The organism is Paraburkholderia fynbosensis (genome assembly GCF_902859935.1).
Lineage (GTDB): Bacteria > Pseudomonadota > Gammaproteobacteria > Burkholderiales > Burkholderiaceae > Paraburkholderia > Paraburkholderia fynbosensis.
This window is the reverse complement of sequence record NZ_CADIKI010000021.1, coordinates 13734-39076: the sequence shown is the minus strand read 5'-3', so window position 1 is coordinate 39076 and position 25343 is coordinate 13734. Positions and strand designations below refer to the sequence as shown.

25 protein-coding genes and 1 pseudogene are annotated in these 25343 nt (G+C 63.0%); 6 read left to right on the top strand and 20 right to left on the bottom strand.

What is annotated here, in order from left to right; translation table 11 throughout:
* Nucleotides 1-4 precede the first annotated feature (4 nt).
* From cheD to flhD, 11 genes are all read right to left on the bottom strand, one after another.
* Complete coding sequence (cheD, locus tag HV770_RS28800) at nt 5-718, bottom strand: chemoreceptor glutamine deamidase CheD (RefSeq protein ID WP_175164958.1); 714 nt, start codon at nt 716-718, stop codon at nt 5-7.
* Nucleotides 715-1704, bottom strand: coding sequence for a CheR family methyltransferase (locus HV770_RS28795; protein ID WP_175164957.1), 990 nt, complete (start codon nt 1702-1704; stop codon nt 715-717). Before HV770_RS28795 ends, cheD begins: the two co-directional genes overlap by 4 nt.
* A complete protein-coding gene (locus HV770_RS28790; protein WP_121316023.1) occupies nt 1701-1892 on the bottom strand; it encodes a hypothetical protein in 192 nt (63 codons plus the stop codon). Before HV770_RS28790 ends, HV770_RS28795 begins: the two co-directional genes overlap by 4 nt.
* 16 nt (nt 1893-1908) lie before the next feature.
* On the bottom strand, nt 1909-3810 hold the full coding sequence (locus tag HV770_RS28785) for a methyl-accepting chemotaxis protein (protein ID WP_175164956.1): 1902 nt from the start codon (nt 3808-3810) through the stop codon (nt 1909-1911).
* A 62-nt stretch (nt 3811-3872) separates the two neighbouring features.
* Complete coding sequence (gene cheW / locus HV770_RS28780) at nt 3873-4403, bottom strand: chemotaxis protein CheW (protein ID WP_175164955.1); 531 nt, start codon at nt 4401-4403, stop codon at nt 3873-3875.
* 87 nt (nt 4404-4490) lie between these two features.
* Nucleotides 4491-6833 (bottom strand): chemotaxis protein CheA, encoded by a 2343-nt coding sequence (gene cheA, locus HV770_RS28775; RefSeq protein ID WP_175164954.1) that lies wholly within the window; start codon nt 6831-6833, stop codon nt 4491-4493.
* Nucleotides 6834-6924: 91 nt separating this feature from the next.
* Nucleotides 6925-7302 (bottom strand): response regulator, encoded by a 378-nt coding sequence (locus tag HV770_RS28770; RefSeq protein WP_121316026.1) that lies wholly within the window; start codon nt 7300-7302, stop codon nt 6925-6927.
* Nucleotides 7303-7387: 85 nt separating this feature from the next.
* Entirely contained in the window at nt 7388-8395 is a 1008-nt protein-coding gene (motB, locus tag HV770_RS28765) for a flagellar motor protein MotB (protein WP_175164953.1), read from the bottom strand.
* A gap of 21 nt (nt 8396-8416) precedes the next feature.
* Complete coding sequence (gene motA / locus HV770_RS28760; RefSeq protein WP_175164952.1) at nt 8417-9277, bottom strand: flagellar motor stator protein MotA; 861 nt, start codon at nt 9275-9277, stop codon at nt 8417-8419.
* 253 nt (nt 9278-9530) lie between these two features.
* The gene (flhC, locus tag HV770_RS28755; protein ID WP_175164951.1) at nt 9531-10091 is read right to left on the bottom strand and encodes a flagellar transcriptional regulator FlhC; all 561 of its coding nucleotides are present in this window, start codon (nt 10089-10091) and stop codon (nt 9531-9533) included.
* 51 nt (nt 10092-10142) lie between these two features.
* On the bottom strand, nt 10143-10463 hold the full coding sequence (gene flhD / locus HV770_RS28750; protein ID WP_175164950.1) for a flagellar transcriptional regulator FlhD: 321 nt from the start codon (nt 10461-10463) through the stop codon (nt 10143-10145).
* Between the two features lie 730 nt (nt 10464-11193).
* On the opposite strand from flhD, the gene HV770_RS28745 reads away from it, so the two are divergent.
* Complete coding sequence (locus tag HV770_RS28745) at nt 11194-12258, top strand: glycosyltransferase family 4 protein (protein ID WP_175164949.1); 1065 nt, start codon at nt 11194-11196, stop codon at nt 12256-12258.
* A gap of 312 nt (nt 12259-12570) precedes the next feature.
* Here HV770_RS28745 and HV770_RS28740 read toward each other — a convergent pair whose 3' ends face one another.
* Nucleotides 12571-12873: an H-NS histone family protein gene (locus tag HV770_RS28740; protein WP_121316031.1), complete on the bottom strand. Its 303-nt coding sequence runs from the start codon at nt 12871-12873 to the stop codon at nt 12571-12573.
* A 288-nt stretch (nt 12874-13161) separates the two neighbouring features.
* On the opposite strand from HV770_RS28740, the gene aqpZ reads away from it, so the two are divergent.
* The 3 genes from aqpZ to HV770_RS28725 all read left to right on the top strand — a co-directional run bounded on the left by aqpZ (nt 13162) and on the right by HV770_RS28725 (nt 15343).
* Nucleotides 13162-13902 carry an aquaporin Z gene (aqpZ, locus tag HV770_RS28735; RefSeq protein ID WP_175164948.1) on the top strand — a complete coding sequence of 247 codons (741 nt, stop codon included), beginning with the start codon at nt 13162-13164 and terminating at the stop codon, nt 13900-13902.
* A 154-nt stretch (nt 13903-14056) separates the two neighbouring features.
* Nucleotides 14057-14761, top strand: coding sequence for a histidine phosphatase family protein (locus HV770_RS28730; RefSeq protein ID WP_175164947.1), 705 nt, complete (start codon nt 14057-14059; stop codon nt 14759-14761).
* Between the two features lie 285 nt (nt 14762-15046).
* The gene (locus tag HV770_RS28725; protein ID WP_175164946.1) at nt 15047-15343 is read left to right on the top strand and encodes a PXPV repeat protein; all 297 of its coding nucleotides are present in this window, start codon (nt 15047-15049) and stop codon (nt 15341-15343) included.
* Nucleotides 15344-15476: 133 nt separating this feature from the next.
* Here the strand turns inward: HV770_RS28725 and HV770_RS28720 are convergent, their stop codons facing one another.
* Both HV770_RS28720 and HV770_RS28715 read right to left on the bottom strand, forming a co-directional pair.
* Entirely contained in the window at nt 15477-16298 is an 822-nt protein-coding gene (locus HV770_RS28720) for a Cof-type HAD-IIB family hydrolase (protein ID WP_175164945.1), read from the bottom strand.
* Between the two features lie 88 nt (nt 16299-16386).
* Nucleotides 16387-17268, bottom strand: coding sequence for a glucosamine kinase nucleotide-binding domain-containing protein (locus HV770_RS28715; RefSeq protein WP_175164944.1), 882 nt, complete (start codon nt 17266-17268; stop codon nt 16387-16389).
* 138 nt (nt 17269-17406) lie between these two features.
* Between HV770_RS28715 and HV770_RS28710 the strand changes: the two genes are divergently transcribed.
* Together HV770_RS28710 and HV770_RS28705 are read left to right on the top strand one after the other, a co-directional pair.
* Complete coding sequence (locus tag HV770_RS28710; RefSeq protein ID WP_175164943.1) at nt 17407-18003, top strand: DNA-3-methyladenine glycosylase I; 597 nt, start codon at nt 17407-17409, stop codon at nt 18001-18003.
* A 362-nt stretch (nt 18004-18365) separates the two neighbouring features.
* A pseudogene (locus HV770_RS28705) lies at nt 18366-18637 on the top strand (hypothetical protein); the annotation flags it as partial.
* A gap of 225 nt (nt 18638-18862) precedes the next feature.
* Here the strand turns inward: HV770_RS28705 and rpsU are convergent.
* The 6 genes from rpsU to HV770_RS28675 form a co-directional block, all read right to left on the bottom strand.
* Nucleotides 18863-19075, bottom strand: coding sequence for a 30S ribosomal protein S21 (gene rpsU, locus HV770_RS28700; RefSeq protein WP_006050883.1), 213 nt, complete (start codon nt 19073-19075; stop codon nt 18863-18865).
* A gap of 363 nt (nt 19076-19438) precedes the next feature.
* Nucleotides 19439-20380 carry an aldo/keto reductase gene (locus HV770_RS28695; protein ID WP_175164942.1) on the bottom strand — a complete coding sequence of 314 codons (942 nt, stop codon included), beginning with the start codon at nt 20378-20380 and terminating at the stop codon, nt 19439-19441.
* Between the two features lie 130 nt (nt 20381-20510).
* Nucleotides 20511-20810: a flagellar protein FliT gene (gene fliT, locus HV770_RS28690; RefSeq protein WP_175164941.1), complete on the bottom strand. Its 300-nt coding sequence runs from the start codon at nt 20808-20810 to the stop codon at nt 20511-20513.
* 20 nt (nt 20811-20830) lie between these two features.
* Nucleotides 20831-22429, bottom strand: coding sequence for a flagellar filament capping protein FliD (fliD, locus tag HV770_RS28685; protein WP_175164940.1), 1599 nt, complete (start codon nt 22427-22429; stop codon nt 20831-20833).
* Between the two features lie 142 nt (nt 22430-22571).
* The gene (locus HV770_RS28680; protein WP_175164939.1) at nt 22572-23954 is read right to left on the bottom strand and encodes a flagellin N-terminal helical domain-containing protein; all 1383 of its coding nucleotides are present in this window, start codon (nt 23952-23954) and stop codon (nt 22572-22574) included.
* Nucleotides 23955-24308: 354 nt separating this feature from the next.
* Entirely contained in the window at nt 24309-25319 is a 1011-nt protein-coding gene (locus HV770_RS28675) for a sodium:calcium antiporter (RefSeq protein WP_175164938.1), read from the bottom strand.
* Nucleotides 25320-25343: the final 24 nt, after the last annotated feature.

Here is a 25343-nt window from a genome sequence, read left to right as displayed (position 1 = left end):
GCGCTCACGCCTCCTCTGTGGTTCTGGCGTTGTTTGAATTAATCGGTCGCGGGCTCGCGCCGAACAGCTCGATGCGCGGGCGCGCCGCGGCGGGCGCCGCGAACAGTTCGACCCGCTTGCGCGCCGCCGCGAGCCGTTCGGCGCGCGCTTCGGGGCTCTGCCGCACGAGCGCGCGTTCGCGTTCGGCGACGCCCGCTTCCTGCTGCACGCGCAGTTTCTTCACCATCACCTGGCCGGTGCGCGGCATGAAGGCAACCTTGCGCGGATGCGAGCCTTGCAAATCCTCGGCGACGATGCGGATTTTTTCGGTCGCCAGATAACGGCGCACGAATTCCGAATTGCGGTCGCCGATGTTCATCGTCGTCATGCCCGCGAGCACCGCGCCGCCGCCGAACACCTTCGCTTCGAAGCGCTCGCGCCGCCCGCCCGCCTTGATCAGTTCGTTGATCAGCACTTCCATCGCGTATGCGCCGTAGCGCATCGAATCCGATGCGGCTTGCGCGACGTCCGCGCCGTCGTCGGGCAGCATGAAGTGATTCATCCCGCCGATGCCGGCCGTGCGATCCAGGATGCAGGCCGCGACGCACGAACCGAGCACGGTGACGAGCACCATGTCTTCGCTGGTGGTATAGAACTCGTTCGGCAACAGCTTCACGCCTGGGCGCTGGAAGTGGTTGTCGTAATACAGATTCGATGCGATCGGCAGGGCGCTGCTCATGCTGCCACCCCGCTCGTCGTGTGGTGCGCGGTGTTACCCGTTGCGCCCGTCGTGCGTGACGTAGGGCGGGCGCCGCCCACGTCGCGCGTCAATTCGTAGACGGTCTGGCCGCGCAGCTTGAATGCCTGCGTCACGTACGTGAAGTTTTCCGAGTGCCCGGCGAACAGCAGGCCGCCCGCTTTCATCAGCGGCTCGAAGCGTCCGAGGACTTGCGCCTGGGTCGGCTTGTCGAAATAGATCATCACGTTGCGGCAGAAGATCGCGTCGAACTGCGAGCGCAACTGGTAGTCGCGGTCGGTCAGGTTCAGTTGTTCGAAGCGCACCAGCGCGCGCACTTCAGGGCGCACCTTCACCATTCCCGCATGCGCGCCGGTGCCTTTGAGGAAGAAGCGCTTGAGCCGCTCGGGCGACAGGTGCTTCACCTGGTCGAACTGGTACACGCCGGCTTCGGCTTTCGCGAGCACCTGGGTATCGATGTCGGTGGCGAGCACCGACGCCTGGCGCGCGCCGCTTTCGCCGAGCGCTTCGATCAGCGTCATCGCGATCGAATACGGTTCTTCACCGGTCGACGCCGCCGAACACCACACGGACACTGGCTGTGCGCGACGCGGCACGAAGTCGGCGAGAATCGGAAAGTGATGCGCTTCGCGGAAGAACGCCGTCAAATTGGTAGTCAGCGCATTGGTGAACGCTTCCCACTCGGCAGAGTCGTTTTCCGCTTCGAGCAGATCGAGATACTGCTTGAAGGTGTCGAGGCCGCGTGCACGCAGGCGGCGCGCGAGGCGGCTGTACGCCATGTCGCGTTTGTGATCCGACAGCGAAATGCCCGCGCTGCGATGAATCAGCTCGCGAATGCGAGCGAAATCCGCCGACGTGAATTCGAAGTCCCGTGCCTGCTCGCTGGACCTGCCCGACTCCGCCCGATCGGGCGTGGCCCGTTCGGGACTTGCCCGTCCGGGTCGCTGTTGTGCGCGCGTTGCCATCATGTGAATTCCTGCCTGCGATACGAGCCATTCCGCTTGCCGCCCGGCGAAGACGCCAGCGCAGAAACGGTTGTGTTCGCGGGGTCGCGCCCGCCCGCGAGGTTTGCCAACACGCAGTCGGCCCGCGACACGCTGAACCAGCGTGCTTCGATGATTCGCCCATCAACGGGCGAGATGCCGAATGACTGCATGTCTTTGTGCCACTTCCTAAAACGTTTCCCAATCCGCGTCTGCGCCTGCCGTAGCAGGAATCGCCGGAGCCGGACGCGCAACGGCGCCGGTAGCTGCGCGGGCCGTCGCCTTCGGTTTGAGCGCCGGTTCGACGCGTGCGCCTGCGTCGTGGCTCGCTGAAGCCGGCGCGGGGTTCGCCGCCGATGCCGCAGTGTCCGAGCTTGCTGCGCTTGTTGCGCTTGAAACGCTTGACGCCGCCGGATGCGCCGCGCCGTTCGCCGTCGACGCTTTCGCCACGGCTTTACCGGACTGCGAGCCCACGCCGCCGTTCACTCGCGCTGCCGCCTGCTGACGCACCGCCGTACCGCCGGCGCGCGTCTGGCCGCCGGCCACTTTCCAGCCGTTCACCACCGCCTGCAACTGACGCGTCTGGTCTTCGAGCGACCCGGCAGCCGCTGCTGCCTGCTCGACCAGCGCCGCGTTCTGCTGCGTGACTGCGTCCATCTGCACGACCGCGCGATTCACCTGCTCGATGCCGCCCGACTGCTCTTCGGACGCCGCGCTGATTTCGCCCATGATGTCGGTCACGCGGCGCACCGCCTGCACGATCTCGTCCATCGTCGTGCCCGCGCGGCCGACCAGCGCCGAGCCGCTTTGCACCTTGTCGACCGAGTCGCCGATCAGTTCCTTGATTTCCTTCGCGGCGCTCGCGCTGCGCTGCGCGAGACTGCGCACTTCGCCAGCCACCACCGCGAAGCCGCGGCCCTGTTCGCCGGCGCGCGCGGCTTCGACCGCCGCGTTCAGCGCGAGAATATTGGTCTGAAACGCAATGCCTTCGATCACGCCGATGATGTCGACGACCTTGTTCGAGCTGGTCGCGATGTCCTGCATCGTCGTGACGACCTGGCTCACCACGTCGCCGCCGCGCGTGGCGATGTCGGACGCGTTGACGGCGAGCTGGCTCGCCTGGCGCGCGTTCTCGGCGTTCTGCCGCACGGTGCCGGTCAACTGCTCCATGCTCGACGCGGTTTCCTGCAGCGAAGCGGCCTGCTGTTCGGTGCGCTGCGACAGATCGGTGTTGCCCATCGCGATTTCGCGCGCGCCGGTGTCGATCGATTCGGCGCTGCTGTGCACCGCCTTCACCATCGTCGAGAGGCTTTGCTGCATCCGCTTGATGCCGTCGAACAGGCGGCCGATTTCATTGCGGCTGTACACCTCGATCGTCTCGGACAGATCGCCCGAGGCGATCCGCTCGAAGCAGTTCGTCGCATCTTTCAGCGGCTGCACGATCAGCCCGCGCAGCGCGAAGCGGATGCCCACCACCAGCAGCAATGCGAACACCGTCATCGCGACGATCAGCGTCATCATCAGCGACGCGTTGGCCTGCGCGCTCTCCTGCTGCTGCGTCACGCCTTGCTGCAACGCCTTGATGACCGCCGCCGACGCCGCGTCGTACGCGATGAACATCGGGCTGATCTTCGTATCGGCGATCGCGTGATACGCGGCCATGTCGTTCGCGTTCAGCGCCGCGAACTCCGGCTCGACACCGTCGTGCATCACCGCCGTGCGCCTCGCGAGCACGTCGTCGAGCAAGGCCTGGTCGATGCCGGATTTCGGTGCGTCGAGATAGGTCTGCCAGTTCTGGTTGCCCTTCGCGAGCAGTTCCTGCGCGCGGTCGATCGCTTTCTTCGCTTCGTCCGCATTACCCGCGGCCGACAGCGTGTTGAAGCGGTCCACCGCGAGACGCGAGCGCAACAGGTAAGAAGCCGCGTCGTCGAGTGCATGAATCGCCACCAGGTCGCCGCGCGCGATGCGATCGAGCGACTGGCTCGCACGATTCAACGCGCTTAGCCCGAGGGCGCCGACCGTCACGGTCAGCGCAACCAGAAGGACCCCCACCGTTGTCAACGACGTGCGGATCGACCACCTGTTCAGCATCTTCACGCTCCCTTACCTATCTCTCGTTTCGGCCTGGCCGTTGTGCTCACGCCGTGTTCCGCCTAGACGCCGAGCGTTTCGATCAGCGCCATTTCGCGGCTGGTCATCAGCTTTTCGATGTCCATCAGAATCAGCATGCGGCCGTCGACGGTGCCGAGCCCCGTGAGGTACTCGGTCGTCAGCGTCGCGCCGAACTCGGGCGCCGGCATGATCTGGTCGGCGGCGAGCGTCAGCACGTCGGACACGCCGTCGACCACCATCCCGACCACGCGATGCGCGACGTTCAGGATGATCACGACCGTCTGATGGTCGTACTCGACGCGGCCCAGATGGAACTTGATGCGCATGTCGACGATCGGCACGATGATGCCGCGCAGATTGATCACACCCTTGATGAACTCGGGCGCATTGGCGATTCGCGTGACGTTGTCGTAGCCGCGGATTTCCTGCACCTTGAGGATGTCGATGCCGTACTCTTCGGCGCCGAGCGTGAAGACGAGGAACTCCTGACCGCCGGCGTCCGCCTGCTGCGCGTCGCGGCGGCTGCTCGTACCGTTCGCGCCGCTCGAATTGATGGATTGGACTTCTGCCACGTTAGCCCCCAAACGGTTGGGATGAAATAAGTTGAATGAGTGTTGCGAATGCTGTGCGCCGTGCACGCTCCGCGCGCGTCACGGTCATCATGCGAGGCTCATCGCGCCGTGCGCGTTACGGGTTTCGCGGTTCAGCGCCGCCACGTCCACGATCAGCGCGACACTGCCGTCGCCGAGAATGGTCGCGGCGGAAATGCCGTGCACCTTGCGGTAGTTCGTTTCGAGATTCTTCACGACCACCTGCTGCTGTCCCACCAGCTCGTCAATCAGCATCGCGAAGCGGCGCCCCTCGGTTTGCATGATGGTGACGATGCCTTGCGTGGGCTCCTGCTTCGCGTCTTCGACGTTGAATACTTCGTGCAAGGCGACGAGCGGCAGATATTCGCCGCGCACGCGCACCACACGCTCGCCGTTGGCCACCGTGTAGATGTCCTCGGCTCGCGGCTGGAGCGACTCCATCACGAAGTTCAGCGGCAGAATGAAAATCTCGCTGCCGACCTTCACCGACATGCCGTCGAGAATAGCTAGCGTGAGCGGCAGGACAATTCGCGTGGTGCTGCCCTTGCCGGCGTGCGAGGTGATTTCGACGTGACCACCCATCGACTGGATGTTGCGCTTCACCACGTCCATGCCGACGCCACGGCCCGACACGTCGGTCACCTGTTCCGCCGTCGAAAAGCCCGGCAGGAAGATCAGGTTCCAGACTTCTTCGTCGGTCATGGTTTCGCTGACCTGCATGCCCTGCTTGGCCGCCTTCGCGAGAATCTTGTCGCGGCGCAGACCCGCGCCGTCGTCGCTTACTTCGATGACGATGTTGCCGCCATGATGCGCCGCCGACAGCACCAGTTGCCCGGTCGAATCCTTGCCCGCCGCGCGCCGCGCCTCCACGGTTTCGATGCCGTGGTCGAGACTGTTGCGCACGAGGTGGGTCAACGGATCGATGATCCGTTCGATGAGGCTCTTGTCGAGTTCGGTCGCCTGACCGAAGGTGACGAGTTCGACTTCCTTGCCGAGTTTCGCCGCCAGATCGCGCACGAGACGCGGGAAGCGGCTGAACACGTAATCCATCGGCATCATGCGGATCGACATCACCGCTTCCTGCAGATCGCGCGCGTTGCGCTCGAGCTGCGCCATGCCGTTGAAGAGGCGATCGTGCAGCGCCGGGTCGAACGTGCTGGTGGTTTCCGCGAGCATCGCCTGCGTGATCACCAGTTCGCCGACCAGGTTGATCAGCTGATCGACCTTTTCGACGCCGACGCGAATCGAGCTGCCTTCGGCGCCTGCGGCGGCAGCCGCCGGACGCGCTGCCTTGCGGTCGTGTTCGGCGGGCGCGGCCGCGCCCGATGCCGCCGCGTTGGGCGTAGCAGCCGATTGGGCCGCGGCGGGCGCCGGGGCTGCCGAGGTTGCCGATGCCGCCGGCGCGTCGAACTGCCCTTGCGCCGCCGACCCGGCGGACGCAGCGATGCCGGCCGCCGGCGATGCTGCCTGGTCCGCCTGAACCGCGTGTGCTGCCGGTGTTGCCTGTGCTGCTTGCACCGGGATCGAGGCGGCAGCGTCGGGCGTTCCAGGTTCGCCTTGCTGCATCTCGTCCGCCGGTGCGGTGCCGCGGCCGATCGAGATCTGACTTTCGTCGATCACGAAACAGCACACGGCGATGATGTCGTCGGAGGGTACGTCTGTCGCGAGCCACAGCATCAGATCGCCGCCGCTCTTGACCTGCCCGACGATGTTGCCCAGGTTGCCGAGCTCTTCGGCCAGCAGTTCCTGGTCCTTCTCACCAACGCCCCGTAGCGTAATTTTCAGATGGGGACCGGCATTGTCGGCGCTGCCGCCGACAATGCCTGCCTCCGCGGCTTGCCCGGTCTGTGCCGGTTCGCCGTCAGTCCATTCACCCGCCGCCTGCACCGCCTGTTCGACGACGTGCTCGGGCGGGGTGCCGCGTTGTACTTCTGCTGCCTGTACTTCAATTTGTGCCGCTGCCGCGGCTTGAGGCGCCGCGTCAAAGACGGCATGCGCCTCGGCGGGCGCGCCGCCGAAGCGGCTCTCCGCATGCAACTGTTCGAGCTTCGCGCAGATCGCACGGGCCACTGCCGCGTCCGGCTCCGCGCTCGCGCGATAGTCGGCGAGCTGGCCGGACAGCACGTCCTTGGTTTCGAGGAACGTGTCGATCATGTCCTTGCGCAGCACGAGTTCGTTATTGCGCGCGCGATCGAGCAGCGATTCGAGAATGTGGGTCGTCTCCGTCAGCGCGGTGAAGCCGAAGGTCGCCGCGCCGCCCTTGATCGAATGCGCCGCGCGGAAAATCGCCGCGAGGTCTTCGGGGTCCGGATGGGCGATATCGAGATTGAGCAGCAACTGCTCCATCTGCGCGAGCAGTTCGTCCGCTTCGTCGAAGAAGGTCTGATAGAACTGAGTGATGTCGAGTGTCATGCCTGGGTCACCGCGAGAGTTCCTGTCTGGGCTTGGGCTGCCATGCCGCCGCGCCGAGCGCTTTCTATAACGTGTCTTGTCTAAGGGGCGCTTACGCCTGATCCGGCTCGGCCAGCGCCGCCACCAGTTCGGTCAGCAGGTCGGGGTCGAGCGGCTTTTCGATCCAGCCGGTCGCGCCCGCCGCCCGCGCCGCAGCCTTGAACGGCTCGCCCGATTCCGTCGTGAGGACGAGGATGGGCGTCGCCTGGTAAGCGGGGTTGCCGCGCAGCGCGGTGATCAGGTCGAGACCGGTTTTGCCCGGCATATGCTGGTCGGTCAGCACGAGGTCGAACGACATCGCGAGGGCGTTTTCGAGCCCTTCGTCGCCGTCCGCCGCGAGCGTCACTTCGTAGCCCGCTGTCGTCAGCGTTGCGGCCAGGATTTGCCGCATCGATGCCGAATCGTCGATTGCCAGGATGTGCCTGATCATTGAAACCTCGCTGCACTTAACGCTTGGGATCGCCGCGCCGTGCGCGCCAGTGGGGCGCGTGCTTCGGTGTGGCGACCGCTGTCTGTTACTGGGCCGCCGGCGCTGGCGCCGGCAACTTCGGTGCAACCGTCACCGGCTGCGCAAGTTTTTGCAGCAGCGGCTTGGAGCCGGCTGCGTCGTCCGACAGGGTGGTCGTGGTGGAGTCGTCATGATTGAGCGCATCCTCCGACTTCCTGTTCAACACGATGATGCTGATGCGGCGGTTTTCCGGGTCCATCGGGTCCGCCTTGTTCAGGTTCTGCGTCGAGGCGAGGCCGAGCACGCGCATCACCTTCGCCTCGTCCATGCCGCCGCCGATCAGCTCGCGACGCGACGCATTCGCGCGGTCCGCGGACAGTTCCCAGTTGCTGTAGCCCTTCTCGCCGCCCGCATACTGCGCGGCGTCCGTGTGCCCCTGCACGATGATGCGGTTCGGCACGTCGTTCAGCGTGTGGCCGATTTCGCGCAGAATGTCGCGCATGTACGGCTCAACCTGGTCTTTGGCGGTCGCGAACATCGGCCGCTTCTGCGAGTCGACGATCTCGATGCGCAAGCCGGTCAGCGTCGAGTCGATGCGGATCTGCTGCTTGAACTGGCGCAGTACCGGATTCGCTTCGATCGCGGCCATCAGCTTGACCTGCAGATCGTGCAAGCGGACCTGCTCGCGACGCTCCAGCTCGCCTTGCAGCTGCTTCACCGACTCTTCGTTGCTATGGGAAACGGTGCGCTCGGCGCGGCTGCTCGAGCCGTCGGTGGAGCGCGTCACGCCTTGCGCGTCGGTCGAGATGTCGCGGCCGCCGCCCTTCAGAATGCTCGAATCCTCGGCGCTGCGGTCGCCGCCCCACAGCGTGATCTTCAACGGCTGGTTGAAGTAATCGGCGATGCCCTTCAACTGCACCGTGGACGCCGAACTCAGCAGCCACATCAGCAGGAAGAACGCCATCATCGCGGTCATGAAGTCCGCGTACGCGAGCTTCCACGCGCCGCCGTGGTGGCCGGCTTTCTTCGGCGCGGAGCGCTTGACGACAATGGCGCGGTCTTTGTCCTTGCTCATCGGTTCGGTTCCCGGCGCCCTTTACTTCGCCTTGACGCGGCGCACGTGCTCTTCGAGCTCGGCGAACGACGGGCGCTCGGTCGAGAAGAGCACCTTGCGGCCGAACTCGACGGCGATCGCCGGCGCGTAGCCGTTCAGGCTCGCCAGAATCGTCACCTTGATGCACTGGAACATCTTGGTCGACTCGGTCACACGCTGTTCGGCGACGCTCGCGAGCGGTCCGATCAAGCCGTACGAAAGCAGAATGCCGAGGAAGGTGCCGACCAGCGCCTGCGCGATCATCTCGCCGAGCACCGCAGGCGGCTTGTCGGCCGAGGCCATGGTGTGCACCACGCCCATCACCGCGGCGACGATCCCGAACGCCGGCATCGCGTCGCCGACCTTGTTCAGCGCATGCGCGGGCGCTTCGCCTTCCTGGTGGTGCGTTTCGATCTCCTCGTCCATCAGGCTTTCGATCTCGAACGCGTTCATGTTGCCGCCCACCATCAGGCGCAGGTAGTCGGTCAGGAACTCGATGATGTGCTTGTCGGCGAGGATCTTTGGGTACTGCGTAAAGATCGGACTCTTGGTCGGATCATCGATGTCGGCTTCCAGCGTCAACGTGCCTTCCTTGCGCGCCTTCGCCAGCAGGACATAGAGCAGCCCCATCAGCTCCATGTAGACGTCCTTGTTGTACTTCGCGCCTTTGAAGAGGGTCGGGATGACGCGCACCGTCGCCTTGATGGTCTTCATTCCGTTACCGAGAATGAACGCGCCGATACCGGCGCCGACGATCATCAGCACTTCAACGGGCTGCAGCAGCGCGCCGAGATGGCCGCCTTCCAGCGCGTAACCGCCGAAAACGGACAAAAGCGTCACGAGTGTTCCCACGAAAATCAGCACTGCCGAGCCCTCACAAAGAAGCGACGGTGACCGTCGTTAATCTGGTTTACGGCAACGGAGCAGAAAACTTTGACGGAAAAGCGGCTGGTCGCTGCGGTGTAAACCAGAGGGCTGCTCAACCGGCGCGGCAAGCGTGCGCGGCGTATGGCGTAAGCGGCGGCATGAGGCCGCCCGGCAGCCGGTCGTACGGACCGTGAGGCCCGCCGGACGCAGCGCTGGCGGCATGCGAGGCGCGCAACCCAGCCGGTTGCGCTCAAGCCTGGACGGCGGCGAGACTTTCGCGGACCCGGGCGTCGGCGAATTTCTTTGTCTTACCCGCACGCGACGGCGGTTGACACAGCCCGCAGACGAAGGCGTGCTGCGGATCGTGGGCATGCGCGACAAAATGCCCGCGACACCGGCAGCAGGTGGTCATCTGCAGCATGCCCGAGTCGAAGAAGCGCACCAGCGTCCACGCGCGCGTGAGGCTGAGCACGGGCTCGTCGTCGTGCAGCCGGACGTGTTCCAGATAGAGCCGGTAGCTCTTCACGATCGACTGGATCGTCTGGCAGCCGCCGTGGCCGGCCATGAAACGGTAGATGTTGTAGAACAGCGAGGAGTGAAAGTTGGGCTGCCAGGTCATGAACCAGTCGGTCGAAAACGGCAGCATGCCCTTCGGCGGCGACACCCCTTTCAGTTCCTTGTACAGCTTGATGAGCCGGTCGCGTGACAGACTGGTTTCCGCCTCCAGCAATTGCAAACGCGCGCCAAGCTCAATCAGTTCGATGGCCAGGGTGATTTCCCTGACTTCGAGTACGACGCTTTTAGTGGCCATCCGCGTGCTATTCCCCTCGCCCGATCGCTTTGTGTGAGAAGCGGATCGCCATCAGCCGATTTGCTCGACCGGCTGGCTTGCCATCAGGATCGCGGAATGCGCCTGGGCCACGGCGCTCGATTTGCCTTTGTCCGCGAGCGCGGACAGCACGGCATGGTCGTCGAAACGGAAACGGCACAGCACCTGATTGGACGCCGCGAGCTTGACGGTCTGCGCCAACGACAGATTGGCAAGCACATCGGCTAGCTGGTCCGAAATCCCCATGCGAAACATGCCCATAGGCTTGTCTTCGCGCAGCAGACGCTGCGCAAGCAGGAGATAAGACAGGTTGACTTCTCTGATCTCATTGAGCATATCGCTTGTCGCGCTCATGATTCCCCCGGGGTATATCTGGCTGGTCAGGCCGTTTACGGAAACGTTTGCTCGAACGCGCGCGCTTAAACCGCACGAATTGGCTCGCTCCTAATCTTGCGGCCATTGTCTCGAAAGGGGGGACGAACGAAAATCGGAGAGACACCCTGCCTGTTTGACGGATTAATCCGTCATTGTTGTAGGAATTTTTCCTACACGGACGGCTGCGCGGGGGATTGAATGAAGCGAGGCGGCGCCCAGCTTGGGATGCGTGATGCGCCTTGAATTTTTTGCTGAAAGCGGGCCGAACTAACCGGTGAGTTCGTGTCGGTTCACACTCCGCATCGGTGCAGCGGTGAAAAGCAATTATATGACGTTTTCACTGCTATGCAATGTGACTCGTGTAGACCTTTCTTCCCAACGTCCGGCCGCACAGGCCCGCGAATTGCTACTGCCCTCTGTCAGCCGTTCAGCGTTCGTCGGTGCGGGCCACGTCACGTGCGTCCCGTTTATCGGGACAGCCCTCCAGATACGCTGTAACGCGCGATGTTTCGCGCTGTAACAACATTAAGCGTTTGAAAAATGACTCGAATTAGCGCGGCCGATCCCGATAATGAACGCTAAGGAATTACCCGATGCAGGTTCGGAGCACCCCCGGGCGGCGGCATACCGCGCCCACCGTCCGTCTGGCCTTCGCTCCTCGCTCTACTCGAGCGCCGCTGTGCGAAGCCGTTGTGAATAGGAGAAACGCATGCGAATCGCACAAATTGCGCCGCTATATGAAGCTGTCCCGCCGAAACTCTATGGCGGCACCGAACGTGTCGTGTCGTATCTGACCGAAGCCCTCGTCGACCTCGGCCACGATGTCACGCTGTTTGCGAGCGGCGACTCAGTCACGTCCGCGAATCTCGACGCATGCTGGCCGCGTGCACTGCGCCTCGATCCGACGATCCGCGACGCACTGGCGCCGCACGTCCTGATGATGGAAAAGGTACGCAAGGTCGCGCATGAATTCGACGTGCTGCACTTTCACCTCGACTACATGCCGTTCCCGCTCTTCACCACGATGGACACGCCATTCGTGACGACGTTGCACGGCCGCCTCGATCTGCCGGAGTTGCAGCCAGTGTTCGACGCGTTTTCGAATGTGCCGGTGGTGTCGATTTCCGATTCGCAGCGTTTGCCGCTGCCGCAGGCCAATTGGCTCAACACGGTCTATCACGGCCTGCCGGAACAATTGCTGACGCCGCAAGCGCATAAGAAACCCGAATACCTCGCGTTCCTCGGCCGTATCTGCCCGGAAAAGCGCGTCGATACAGCTATCAAGATCGCTGCGCAAAGCGGTTTGCCGCTGAAGATCGCCGCCAAGGTGGACAAGGTCGATCAGGAATACTTCAAGCGTGAAATCGAGCCGTTGCTGTCGATGGCGCACGTGGAGTTCGTCGGCGAAATTAACGAAGCGCAGAAGCCTGAGTTTCTGTCGGGCGCCAAAGCGTTGCTGTTCCCGATCGACTGGTCGGAGCCGTTCGGCCTCGTCATGATCGAATCGATGGCATGCGGCACGCCGGTAATCGCGTTCAACCGCGGTTCGGTGCCGGAAGTGATCGATCACGGTGTGACGGGTTACATCGTCGAGGACGTGCAAGGGGCGGTCGCCGCGCTGCAGCGTCTCGATGAATTGTCGCGCACTGAAATCCGCGCGCAGTTCGAGCGCCGCTTCAGTTCGAAAACGATGGCGCAAAACTATGTCGATGGCTATTCGGCACTGATCGATGCAACGCGCCGCCCGGTATTGCGGCAGGTTGCCGTGGGCTAACAGCCGTGTTTGAAACGGCTGATGCGCTTTCGCGTTCAGCCGCTTTGACAGTTGATTGGGTCACTTACCTGCTGCGTGCATCGCTTTCCCGCGCATTCCCAATTGCGGGTCAATAGCAGGCAAGTCTGACATGCGAATCGTTTGCGCAGGCGAGGAATTCGGCGTTATCCCTTCCTCCACAGAAAAGCCGCCCCCGAGGGCGGCTTTTTTAATGCCGGGAATGGATACGCTTCCATCCCGAATTAGCGTTCGGCAGATAAAACGGGACGCCGATCGACCTTCAATTGGCTTTCGGTCTCGCCGCAGCGCGACTCAAACCGCGCCAATCAAAAAGCGCTCGCGATTCTTGCCGACAATCCACTTGGGCGGCTTGCCCCGTCCGCTCCACGTGTTGCCTGATTTCGGATCCTGGTATTTCGCCGGCAGCGGCGCCTTCTTGGGTGGCCGTCCGCGCTTGGCGGCGGCGGCAAAGCCGAGGTCCTGTGCGGTTAGACCGTATTCAGCGATCTTTTGGCGGATGTCGGCGACCACATTGTCAATTTCAGTACGCCGCGCTTCTTCTGCTTGTGCCTGCAATTTGGCGATCTGCGCCTTGAGGTCTGCATATTGAGACATTCGGTTCTCCCCTTTTTTAGAACTCATTCGACGGCAGACTAACTGTAATTATAAAAATTCGCAATGGCCAATAATACCGATTTAGGAAGATTTCCTCTGATAATTATTAACCATCGGTGAATGATAAAACAGGATTTTTATCGACCAATAATCGGTAAAGCAGCCCTCGCCCTTGACAATTGTTGACACCCTGTTTGGCGGTCTTTACCTAGAATTGCGCGGTCAAGGCATGCACCGCAGTCCGCCGTGTGTGCTCCGGAAGCATCAACCTTTTTAGGATTACCAATCATGCAGTTGTCAAAGCGCGTTGCCGCGGAGCTGTTCGGCACTTTCTGGCTCGTGCTCGGGGGCTGCGGCAGCGCGGTCCTCGCCGCGAACTTCGCCGGCCCGGTTCATGGCCTGGGCATTGGTTTCGTGGGCGTGTCGCTCGCATTCGGCTTGACCGTGCTGACCATGGCTTTTGCGATCGGTCATATTTCCGGCTGCCACCTGAATCCGGCCGTGAGCGTCGGACTGACCGTCGCCGGCCGCTTTCCGGCTCGCGACCTGGTGCCATACATCGCCGCGCAAGTGATCGGTGCGATTCTGGGTGCGCTGGTGCTGTCGCTGATCGCCTCGGGCAAGCCGGGCTTCGACCTCGTCGCCAGCGGTTTCGCCAGTAACGGCTACGGCGAGCGCTCCCCGGGGCACTATTCGCTCGCTGCAGCGTTCATCTGCGAAGTTGTGATGACCGGCTTCTTCCTGTTCGTGATTCTCGGCGCAACCGACAAGCGCGCGCCGGCCGGCTTCGCACCGATCGCCATCGGTCTGTGCCTGACGCTGATTCACCTGATTTCGATTCCGGTCACCAACACGTCGGTCAATCCGGCGCGCTCCACTGGCCCGGCACTGTTCGTCGGCGGGGCAGCGGTCGATCAGTTGTGGATGTTCTGGGTCGCGCCGATCCTCGGCGCCGTGATCGCGGGCGTGATCTATCCGTTGATCGCAGAGAGCCGAAGCGGCAATGCGCAAGAAATGGCGCTCGACTGAACGGCAGGTTCGTTGATCGACGCAGTCAAAGCGGGCGCTACGGCGCCCGCTTTGTATTGGTGCAAGCGTGACGCACTGGCTTGTCGTCCGGCAGTGGCCGGCCATGAACGCGCTGCTAGAATCGGCCACTTCCAGGCTCGCACAGGTGCTACCGATGATTCACTCCCGCAGATTCCTGCATCGCGTCGCACCTATCATCGGAGGTTTGTGCGCTGGCGTGCTCGCGCTACCCGCCGCGCAGGCGGCCGACGGCAATGGCAACATCGAAACGCTGGTGTTCGTGCGACATGGCGAGAAACCCACGCAAGGCTTCGGTCAACTGAACTGCCAGGGCCTCAACCGGGCGCTTGCTTTGCCGGCCGTGATCGCCGCCAAGTTCGGCAAACCGGATGCGATCTATGCGCCCGATCCCGGGCAGCAAAAAGACGACAATGGCCGTTCTTATTACTACGTTCGTCCGCTGGCAACGATCGAGCCGACGGCCATTCAATTCCAGATGCCGGTGCAAACGCCGTACGGCTTTGCGCAGATCGACCAGCTTGGTACCGCGCTCGTCAATCCGGCCAACCGGAACAAGCTGATCGTCGTCGCGTGGGAGCACAAACTTATCGTAAAGCTATTGCGCCAGATGGTGAGCGCGCACGGCGGCAACTCCGCTGACGTTCCAAATTGGGAAAGCGGCGACTTCGACAGTATTTATGTCGTTCGCCTCGACTGGCGGGACGGCACGGCGCGCGCCAGTTTCAAGGTTGACCGCCAAGGGCTGGACGGACGCGCGACCGATTGTCCTTGCGCGGCGCTGCCGGAGGCGCCGTCGGCAGCCGCCTCTGCTGCGGTTTCGACGAATGCGGCAGATTAATTGGGTAATACAGATGTAAGCCGCGATTACGCAGCGCTCGGCGCGAATTGAATCGAGTACAGCACAGTCCGTGATCCGGCAAGGTTCGATACGCTGAAAACCCTTATTCGACAGGCTGTCGAGCGAATTGCATGCGATGCACGAACTAAGCCGATGCCGCGCTTCGTTCCGCTGGAACACTGCGACGATGCTTTCAGTCCGTAACATCTCGTCGCAATCAAAGCCGAGCGCAATGCGTACATTGGTCCTGTGCGACACACCTACGTCGCCTCACAGGAGAAGAAGATGAAACGCATCGTCACTCATTTGCTGGTTGCTGCCGGGCTCGCGGCGGGCGCATGCGGGGTCGCGCAAGCGCATACAAATCTGAATATCGGCCTGTCCCTTGGCGCACCGGTTTATGCACAGCCCGCCCGCGTCTATGCGGCGCCGCAGCCGGTGTACTACGGTGGCTGGAATCATCGGTATGAGCGCGGCGACTATTATCGCGGCGACCATCGGGATGACCGCGGCTGGGGTCACGACAATCGCCACTGGGGCCACGATAACAGGGGCGACCGCCGAGGCGGCTGGCACGATTGAGTTTGATCCTCGCGCGGGGAACGGCCAGGCGTGAGTAGCCTTGATTTGACCCGCCGCGCCGCTGATAGACCGGCCTCACTCGCCAACCCGGCCCGCCTTCACGAACGTGGATGCGGGCCGGGGTTCATGCGGATCAGGACATCAGCTCGTCGTCGAGCGAGAAGAGCTTGCGCAAGTGGTGCGCGACGCCCGCTTCGAAGTTGTTGCCGATGCGCGGCACGTTCGGCAGACGCGCGATGAGATCGGGATTGGCGTTGTTCATCATGAAAGGGTGGCCGGCCGTTTCCAGCAGGTCAATGTCGTTCATGTTGTCACCGAATGCCACGCACTGCGACGCGTCCACGCTGAGCTGCTCGAGCACGATTTGCAACGCGCGCCCCTTCGAAACGTTCGACGTCATCACTTCCAGACAATCCGGCAGCGAGTAGGTCACGTACAGTTCGTCGCCGAATTCCCGTGCAAGATTCTCCGCGACGTGCGCGAGGTCGGCGGGCTCGCCAATATAGAGCGCCTTCGCGATGTCGACGCCGTCGTGTTTCGGCAGATCGGTTACTTCGTAGGTGAAGCCCGAGTCCTGATGGAATTTCAGCAGATCCGGCGCATCGCGGTCGATCAGCCACGCCTGGTCGGCGAACAGGTTGACGATCACGCGGCCATGCGCACCGGCGATTTCCGGCTGCACCAAACGTTGGACGATGGCCGGCGGCAGGTCGTCGGCGTGGATCACGGCGTTGTCCGGCGCATGAATGCGCGCGCCGTTCGACGTGATCAGATACGGACTGATGCCCAGCAAGTCACGAATACCCGCGACATCGCAAAAATGGCGCCCCGTTGCGATCACGAACCGCAGCCCGTCGCTTTCCAGTTTGCGCACGGTGGCGACCGTGAACGGGTCCACCTGATGGTCGGCGTTGAGCAGGGTACCGTCGAGATCGGTGGCGATGACTTTGTACATGGTATGAGCGGTCGGGGCAGCGTCGAAGTGCGTATTTTACCGTCCCCGGTCGCGCACGCAGGATCTCGGCTGCCACCGCCAGCGATTCTCAGCCGGCAAGACGCGCCGCTTCGCGCTGCGCCAGCTGCAATCCACCATGCGCCGAGTCGGCGAGCGGCTCACGCAGACGCGCCTGGTAGACCTGCGGCAAATACTCGCGCAACGGCGCGCCGAGCCCGCCGCACAGGGCGACCGGCAGGGTTCCCGAGGCGTCCAGCGCGTCAATCATCTTGCCCACTTCGACGCCTGCCTCGCCGAGCCATCGCGCCGCGAACGGATGCGTGCGATGCTCGAACGCAACCGGCGCGAGCTTCGCATAAGCGGTCTGATTGGCCGCACAGAGCCACACGACCAGACCGTCGCGGTCCTGCGCTCCGATGCAGGCGAGCAGCGCCCGCGCGAGGTCGTCGCTAGGCACACGGCCGTCGAGCACCTGCTGCGCATGGACGATGAGCCGCAGGCCGAGCCACGCGCCGCTCGCTTCGTCGCCCGATGGGTAGCCGTAACCGCTGGCGACGAGAAATGCGCCGTCTGCGGCCAGTGAAGCCGCCACGCTGCCGGTGCCAAGCGCCACGATCACGCCGGGCTTGCCGCCGTGCGCGCCGAGCAGCGTCGTATAGGCGTCCTGCTCCACCGCGAGTCCGGCGACCTCCGGCGCTTGCGCGCGAAACTCGGCCAGCCAGTCACGATTGTTGACGCCCGCGAGGCCACAGCCGAGCACGCAGCGCGACCAGTCCAATGTCTTGCCCGCGCGCTTGAACGCTTCGCTGCAGCCGGCCTCGATGGCCTGCCATGCGCGCTCGATGCCGAGCCCCAAACCCGACGGCCCGCTCGCCGCTTGTGCGAGTTCGCGCCCCTGCGCGTCGCCGAGCACCACGCGCGTACCGGTGCCGCCGCCGTCAATGCCGATCAGAAAGAAGTCCTGGTTCATCGAGTCGATTGAGTTCCGTGAGTGGATAGCGCATAGCGTGGCAGGTCATTTTCAATCCCGCAATTGGCCCAACGGCCAGCTTGCGATGCGCGCCGCTTCCGCTATGCTGGCGGGCGACATCACAACGGGAGCGCGACAGTGACACAGCGATGCAACTGGGTATCGAGCGAAGCGCTCGCACACTACCACGACACTGAATGGGGCGTGCCTTCGCGTGACGATCAACATCTGTTCGAGATGCTCGTGCTGGAAGGCGCTCAGGCGGGCTTGTCATGGTCGACCATTCTCAACAAGCGGGCCGGTTATCGCCGCGCGTTCGCCGACTTCGATATCGACGCAGTGGCGCGCTTTACGCCGAAACACGTGGATAAGCTGGTGACGGACGAAAGCATCGTGCGCCACCGCGGCAAGATAGAAGCGGCCATTAGCAACGCACGCGCCGTCCAGCAGATTCAGGCCGAGCACGGTTCGCTCGCGAACTTCGTGTGGTCGTTCGTCGACCAGACGCCGATGCAGAACGATTGGGCCTCTTACAAGCAGGCACCCGCGTCGACCGAGGTGTCGGACGCGCTGAGCAAGGGGCTCAAGCGCTACGGCTGCAAGTTCGTCGGCTCGACGATCTGCTACGCATTCATGCAGGCGGTCGGCATGGTGAACGACCACGAGACGAATTGCATGTGCCGCTCGCGATGCGCCGCGCTGGGGAAGAAGGGGCGTAACCGCAAGGCCGGTTGAACCGGCCACGGGTTGGCCGGCGCCTCGCCCACCGAGGTCACCGGAGTCTCCTGGCGCCGCGGCTCTAACAAAGGAAAGCCGTCCAGGGAAAATCCCGAGCACCGCCGCGCCTCGCGCGGCATCTGGCCCGCGGGCGCAAGGCCGCAGGGACGAGGAAGGCGTGCTGCATATCTTCAGGACACTCATCAACAACCTATCCGGCAAAGCCCGACTGCGCTTCCGGCGCATCTCGACCGTTATACGGCTATGAGCGGTGATGTGCGCTGCGCAGGTGACAGCCGCGATTCCGCGCAGGACACGACGCGTCGACCGCGGGAATTTTGACGGCCTTTCGCCGTGCTACTCCGGAATTCGCCAACTGGCGCGACTGCAAGACTGCGATGGAAGGTATTCCGGTCCGCTTATCGGCAAAACGCCAATCGCGGTGCCCACTTACATGGACATCGGCGTCTCGGCGCTGAAAAAGGCGCTCCCGCGCGCACGCATCAACGTGTACGACCAGGCCACCGTCGATCGGCTCAGTTGCCTGCAAAATGTCCACGACGTATTCGGCACCTGGGAATGGCGCGAACGGTTGGGCTCGATTGCCCGTCAATTCAGCCTGTCGGCCGACCGGCTGGAGAACGCCGCATAACGAACGGGCGCGAAGGCGTCGGCGAGGCGAGGCGCAGCCGTAGGCGCGTTTGCCTTGCCGGAGGTTCACCGCATCCCGGACCGGCCGAGGCCCTACTTGGGCTTCGCTCGGCCAGTCCCCCGCAAAGTCGCGACTTCGTAGATCCAAAAACAGCGCCCAAAAGCAAAACGGCGATGTGGCTTCTTTCGAAGCTCACACCGCCGTTCGGCGTCCGGAAAAGCCTGCTTAGTGCAGCTTTTTCGGCAGCATCTGGCTGCGCAGGCGCTTGTGCAGGCGCTTCACAGCAGCAGCCTTCTTACGCTTACGTGCCGTAGTCGGCTTTTCGTACGATTGGCGCTCACGCAGTTCAGCGATCAGGCCATTCTTTTCGATTGCGCGACGAAAGCGGCGAATTGCCACTTCGAACGGCTCGTTTTCCTTCAGAAGAATCGTCGTCATGTAATTCCTAAATCAATCACTTGATACGGGTTAATTTGCGTGGCGGGGAGACCGCTCACGCGCCGGCCCTCCGGTCGTTTCGATTCATGGCCAGTAACAGGCAAACGCGGGGAAACCCCCGGCCAAACCACGAATGAAACGAGAGGCAAAGCGGCCACGGAGGCCGGAAAAGAGAGGTGTGTGGAGCTCACCGCGGAACGCGGACAGACGTATTGCAGAAGCCGCGCCTGTTGCCGTTTCGCCAACCTTTCATCAATGAAAACCGCTGACGAAACAGGCAAAGATCTCAATTCACTCCCGATGATATCAGGAAACTCTCCATCCTACCAGGGGTTTGGCGATTCCGCCAGGTCTTCCAAACGATCAGGCGCTCGCGTCGTCCAGTTCGCGCATGTCGTCGCCAGTCAGCATCAGGTGGACGGCCGCCGCGAGGCTTTTCAGCTGGTCCACCGAGGTCGCGCTGGCAATTGGGGCCGTGACGCTCGGCCGCGCAATCAGCCAGGCCAGCGCGATCGCGGCCGGCGTGCTGCCGTGTCGGTCGGCGACGCGGTCGAGCGCCCCGAGAATCCGCAAGCCGCGCTCGTTCAGATACTTTTCGACCCGGCTGCCACGCGCCTTGCCGGCCAGATCGGCCTGCGAGCGGTACTTGCCGGACAGAAAGCCGCTCGCGAGACTGTAATACACCACCACGCCGAGTTGATGGGCGAGCGCCACCGGTTCGGTATCGCGTTCATATTCCGCGCGGTCGTACAGGTTGTACTCCGGCTGCAGCAGTTGATACTCGGGCAATCCGTGCTGGCGGGCCACGGCGAGCGCCTCTTCGACGCGCGCGCCGCTGTAGTTTGACGCGCCGATCACCCGCACCTTGCCAGCCTCGATCAGCTTCTGGTACGCGCCGAGCGTTTCGACAAGCGGCGTTTCGGTGTCGTCGTCGTGGGAAAAATAAACATCGATGTAATCGGTTTGCAGGCGCCGCAGCGAATCCTCGACCGCCGCCTGTATATTGGCCGCGGACAGGCCCTTGCGCTGCGGATGCTTGGACACCTTGGTGGCGAGCACGATCTTGTCGCGCTTGCCGCTCTGCCTGAACCATTTGCCGAGGATGGTTTCCGACTCGCCGCCCTGATTACCGGGCACCCAGGCGGAATAAACATCGGCGGTATCGATAAAGTCGAGACCGGCATCGACGAACGCATCGAGAATGGAAAACGAGGCGGCTTCACTCGCTGTCCAGCCAAATACATTGCCGCCGAACATAAGCGGCGCGACCTGCAATTCCGAGCGGCCAATCCTGCGCTTTTGCATGCGTTCTCCACGATCAATAACGGGCGAACGAATGAGAATACGCCCACTTTGAATGCGCTGCAGCGCATCGAGTGGATCAGCCTGCAAGCGGCTCAGTATTTTTTACGCGGCTCGCGCTTCACCGCCGGCTTCAGAACTGCGCGATGCGCTGGTATTGGCTGACGTTGCGGGTGGCCCGCATGCTGGCCTGGTACTCCGCGGCGAGTTCGCTCTGGGCCAACTGCGCCTCCGCGGCGATCCGGGTGTCGATCTCGTGAATCTGCCTGAGCACCTCGAGCGCGGCGGGCGCCTGCTGCGCACCGAGCGACATGAGCAGCGGCGAACGCTCGTCCGCGAGCTGCGCCGCCCGCTCCCAGTCCGCGACGGCCGCAGCCTGCTCGATGGACTTGGTGAGTTCCCAGATACGATCGATGCGTGTCGCGAATTCCATGTCCTGCCTCCCTCTTCCACTCAGCTCTTGTTGTCGGACAGCGCGCCGGCGCTGTTCGTGCCGCCGAACAGTTGCGTCAGATATTGCGAGTTGCTGTTCATCGTCGCCATCAGCGTGTTGAGCGCCGTGAACTGCGCGTTGTACATGCTGGTGAGCTGGGTTTGATAGTTCGTCAGCGAGGTCTGTTGCGTCGTGAGGTTGGTCAGGTCCGCGTTGAGTGCGTCAGTGCGCGTCTTGATGACGCCGCCGTCCGACAGGTAGCTGGTGATGTTGCTGTTCAACTGCTCCGCGACACCATTGGTCGAGTTGAAGAGCGACGCCACCGTCGACTGATTGTCCTTCAATGCGCTGTTCAGCGTGTCGTCGTCGACCGTGAGCGAGCCGTCCGCATTCAGCGAGATGCCGATCGAAGCGAGGCTCGTCGTCGTGTTGCCGTTTTTGACGCCGGTCGAGACGATCGAGGCCAACTGATTCTGCACCATGTTCAACGTCGAGTCGCCCAGCAGCACGCCCTGCGATGTCGCGGTCGAACTGTACGCGGTCAACGTGCCCATCGTCGTGACGAGCGTGTTGTACAGCGTGACGAACTGGTTGATCGTGTTCGCCTGCGAGGTAGTGTCCTGCGCGACCGTTAGCGTCTGTGGCGTCGAACCGGTCGTATCGACGGAAGCAGCAGTCAGGTTCAGCGTGATGCCGGAAAGTGCGGAGCTCACCGTGTTCGTCGAGCTGGTGACGCCGGTGCCGTCGATCGTGAAATAGGCGTCCTGCGCGGCCGTGGTCTGGGTCCAGTAGGCCGTGCTTTTGACGCCCGTTCCCGAGCCGTCGTCGAGCGTCGACTGGTTGGCCGCGAGCTGCGCGCTGGTGGCGCCCGACGTACCGGCCAACGTCGTGCCGTTGTTGCTCGACACGGCGAGATTGTTCAGTGCGTCGCTCGCATTCGAATCGGTGATCTGCACGCTGATCGCGCCTGCGGAGCCTGTCGAGGTCGAGTGCAGCACGAGGTGGGCGCCGTCCGCGCCGTTGACGACGGTAGCGGAAACACCCGGGTTGTTGCTCGCGCTGTTGATGGCCGCGGCGATACCGGAGATCGTGCTGTTCGACTTGTCGAGCGAAATCGTCGTGCTCTTGCCGCCCACGGAGAGCGTCATCGTGCTCGATCCGGAGGCGAGCGGCGTCTTCGCGTCATAGCCGGTCGAGCTCAGCACCTGGGCCGTCGCCACCTGGGCGACGTCAATCGAATACGTGCCGGCCACGGCACCGCTGGCCGCCGTGGCCGTGATGCCGGTTCCGGTGCCGCTCATCGTCGCCGTGAAGTCGTTCACGGCCGTGCCATCCGAGAGAGAGGTCAGTCCGGCTTGCAGCGCGGAAAGTGCCGCCGAGAGCGTGCCGTAGGCGGAAATCTGGGTATTGTCCGTCGTCTGCTCTGCTGCGAGCGTCGCAGCCTGGCCGGCGATCTTGGAGTTGACGAGCGCCGTCACGAGCGAATTCACGTCCATCGACGAATTGGTCGAACCGCTGATGATTGACTGAGCGGCTGCCTGCAGCGCGGCGTTGCTCGCTGCGGTGGTGGCAGCGACAGTACTGGCGATCGAACTTCCGGTCGAGGATACGGTGGACATGGACAGGCTCCGTGTTTCGGCGATGCCGTGTGAATCGATTCAGATCTGAAAGCGGTAATCGGGAGGCAGGCCTCCCGATGGTTTTGCGTCCCACGCGCCGGGTGGGGCGGGCGGGACGCGTTGCGTTGCTACATGAAGCCGATTACTGCAGGAGCTTCAGGATCTGCTGCGGTTGCGAGTTCGCTTGCGACAGCACCGAGATACCAGCTTGTTGCAGCACTTGCGCCTTGCTCAGGTTAGCAGTTTCTTGTGCGAAGTCGGCGTCCTGAATCGACGATTGGGCCGACGACAGGTCGGTCGACTGAGCCTGCTGCGTCGTGGCGATTGCCGTGAAGCGGTTTTGCGCCGCGCCGAGCGTTGCTTGCAGGTTGTTGACCGCATTCAGCGCGTTGTCGATGGTCAGCATTGCTGCCGAAGCGCCGTCCTTGGTCGAGATGTCGATCTGCGAAACCGTGTTCGACGTGCTCAGCTTGTCGATGGTCGTGCCCACTGCGGCTGTAACCTTGTCCTGAGCCACGACATTCGCGTCAGTCGTGACGCCAGCGTCCGTGACCGCTTCGATGTCGGTCACCATCTGCGCACCGGTTTCGCCAGTCAGCGTGGTATTGCCGTTGGCGTCCGTAGCAGGAGGAGTAGCTGCGCTCGCGAAGATGTTGGTAGCAGCAGTGACATTCAAGGCCTGGCCATTCTGGTCCGTGAGGGTAAAGCCGCCCTTACCGTCGGCAAGCACGTTGATCTGCGTGATAGTAGCGTTGGCGTTGGCAGCAACCGCGAGCGTATCCGAAGGATCGCCCGCTGCAGCCGGGGGCGTACCCGTCGTAGTTGCCGTGTAGTAGGAAAGCGTGGATGCGTCGGTGATAGCGTTGCCGTTTTGGTCCGTGTACGAGACCGCGCCCTTGGAGGTATCCCACGAAGCCGTGATCGACGTGATGCCCGGAGCCGCCGCCGCTTTGCCGGTGTTATCCAGCGAGACCGAGAACGAGCCGAGCGTGTTGCCCGCTGCCGGAACGCCGCCGCCAATCGAAGCAGCGGACATCGACTGCGAGAGATTCAGCGAGATCGACTGACCGACGTTTGCGCCGACCTGGAACGACGCACTGCCCAACGAGCCGTCGAGGACGTTCATGCCGTTGTACGTCGTTTGCGATGCGATACGGTTCACTTCCGCGACCTGCTGCGTCACTTCCTGTTGCAGCGCTGCGCGATCGGTATCGGTCATGCTGCCGTTCGACGCTTGCGTCGCGAGCTGGCGGATACGTTGCAGGCTGCTAGTCAGCGACGACAGGCCGCTCGATGCCGTTTGCACCATCGACACGCCGTCGTTCGAGTTCGACACACCTTGCGTCAGACCGTTGATCTGGGTCTGCATGATGTTCGAGATTGCCAGGCCTGCTGCGTCGTCCGCTGCGCTGTTGATGCGCTTGCCCGACGACAGACGCGTGATTGCTTGCGACAGTGCGCTGCCCGAGCCGGTCAGGTTCTGCTGTGCAACCAGCGAGTTGATGTTGCTGTTAATTCCGAGCATGAAAATTCTCCTATTGGGGGCCGTCAGCCCGTTACATGCCATATAGATCAAGGCATCAGCGAACGAGGCAGCTATGTTCGTTTGCCGCCCGCCTTGTTTGTGGTAACGGCCCGTCCAGGAAAAACTTTATGGCGACAACACGCATATTCGTCGATTCGACAGACGAAAACATCCACTGCCGGATCGAGCAAACAAGTTGCAGATGCAGGCCTCAAGCCGGCCAGAGTGCCGCCGTTAACGACCGGTCGAGGCCGCTGACAATCGGCCGCTCCCGGCGGCACCGAGCCTCGATGTGACCGCACCGGCGCTCATCGGAGCGAGCACTCGAACCGGCCAACTTGCGCGGCCGCGCGCTCAACGCGTCAGCGTCACCACCAGATAAGTGACGTACAGCACGCCGCATAGAAGCAGCGCCCACACCGGCACACCGCGCTCGCGCACATTGACGCGAAGCCACGCGGCAGCGGCCAGCGTGATAACGATGCCCGTCACCACTTCGATACGCGGCGTCCACGGCGTCAGCAGAATGCCGATCGCGGGCAGCAGCGTCCCCTGGAAAACCATCGCACCGGTGATGTTGCCAAACGCGAGCGTGTCCTTGCCGCGCCGGATCCACAAGATGCTGTTGACCTTCTCCGGCAGCTCCGTGGCGATCGGAATGATCAGCAGCGACAACAGCAGCGGCGACACGCCCACCGCTTGCGACACACCCCGCACGCCGTGGATGAACCCCTCCGCCCCCCACACCAGCAACGCGACGGCCACGATCAGTTGCAGCACGATGGTCGCGAAATTGGTCGGTAAGCCGAGACGCGACAGCAGCATCTTGCCGGGCGCTTCGGTGCCGTGCCCGGCGTCGACGAGCTGATTCGACGCGCGAAACGTCATCACCACGTAGGTCACGTAGACGCCCACCAGCGCAACACTGAAAAACGCGCGCACGACCATCTGCTCGTGCGGCACGTACATCGCCGCGGCCGCCAGCACGAACGCGCACAGGAAATAGTTGAGGTCCCGCGTGAAGCCGGTGCGCTCGGGCGCGACCCAGCCCTTGACTCCGCGCGCGCCAAGAATGGCGAGCGTCATCAGAAACGTGGACAGCGTGGAGAGCATCAGCGGCGCACCGAGAATCGCGCCGACGCCAATTTCATGGTTGACGGTGTTATCGCTCGTGCCGCCCGCGATGGCAAGCAGCGGCACGAGCGTTTCCGGCAGCGCGGTGCCGACGGCCGCGAACAGCGAGCCAGTCACACCTTCGGAGATTTTCAAACGTTCGCCGAGATGTTCGAGCGCATTGGTGAAGAGTTCGGCTGCCACCAGAATGACGAGCAGCATGATCGCGAGTTCGACAAGCAAACCGGTCATGCAAGGCTCCCGGCGCATGCGTCG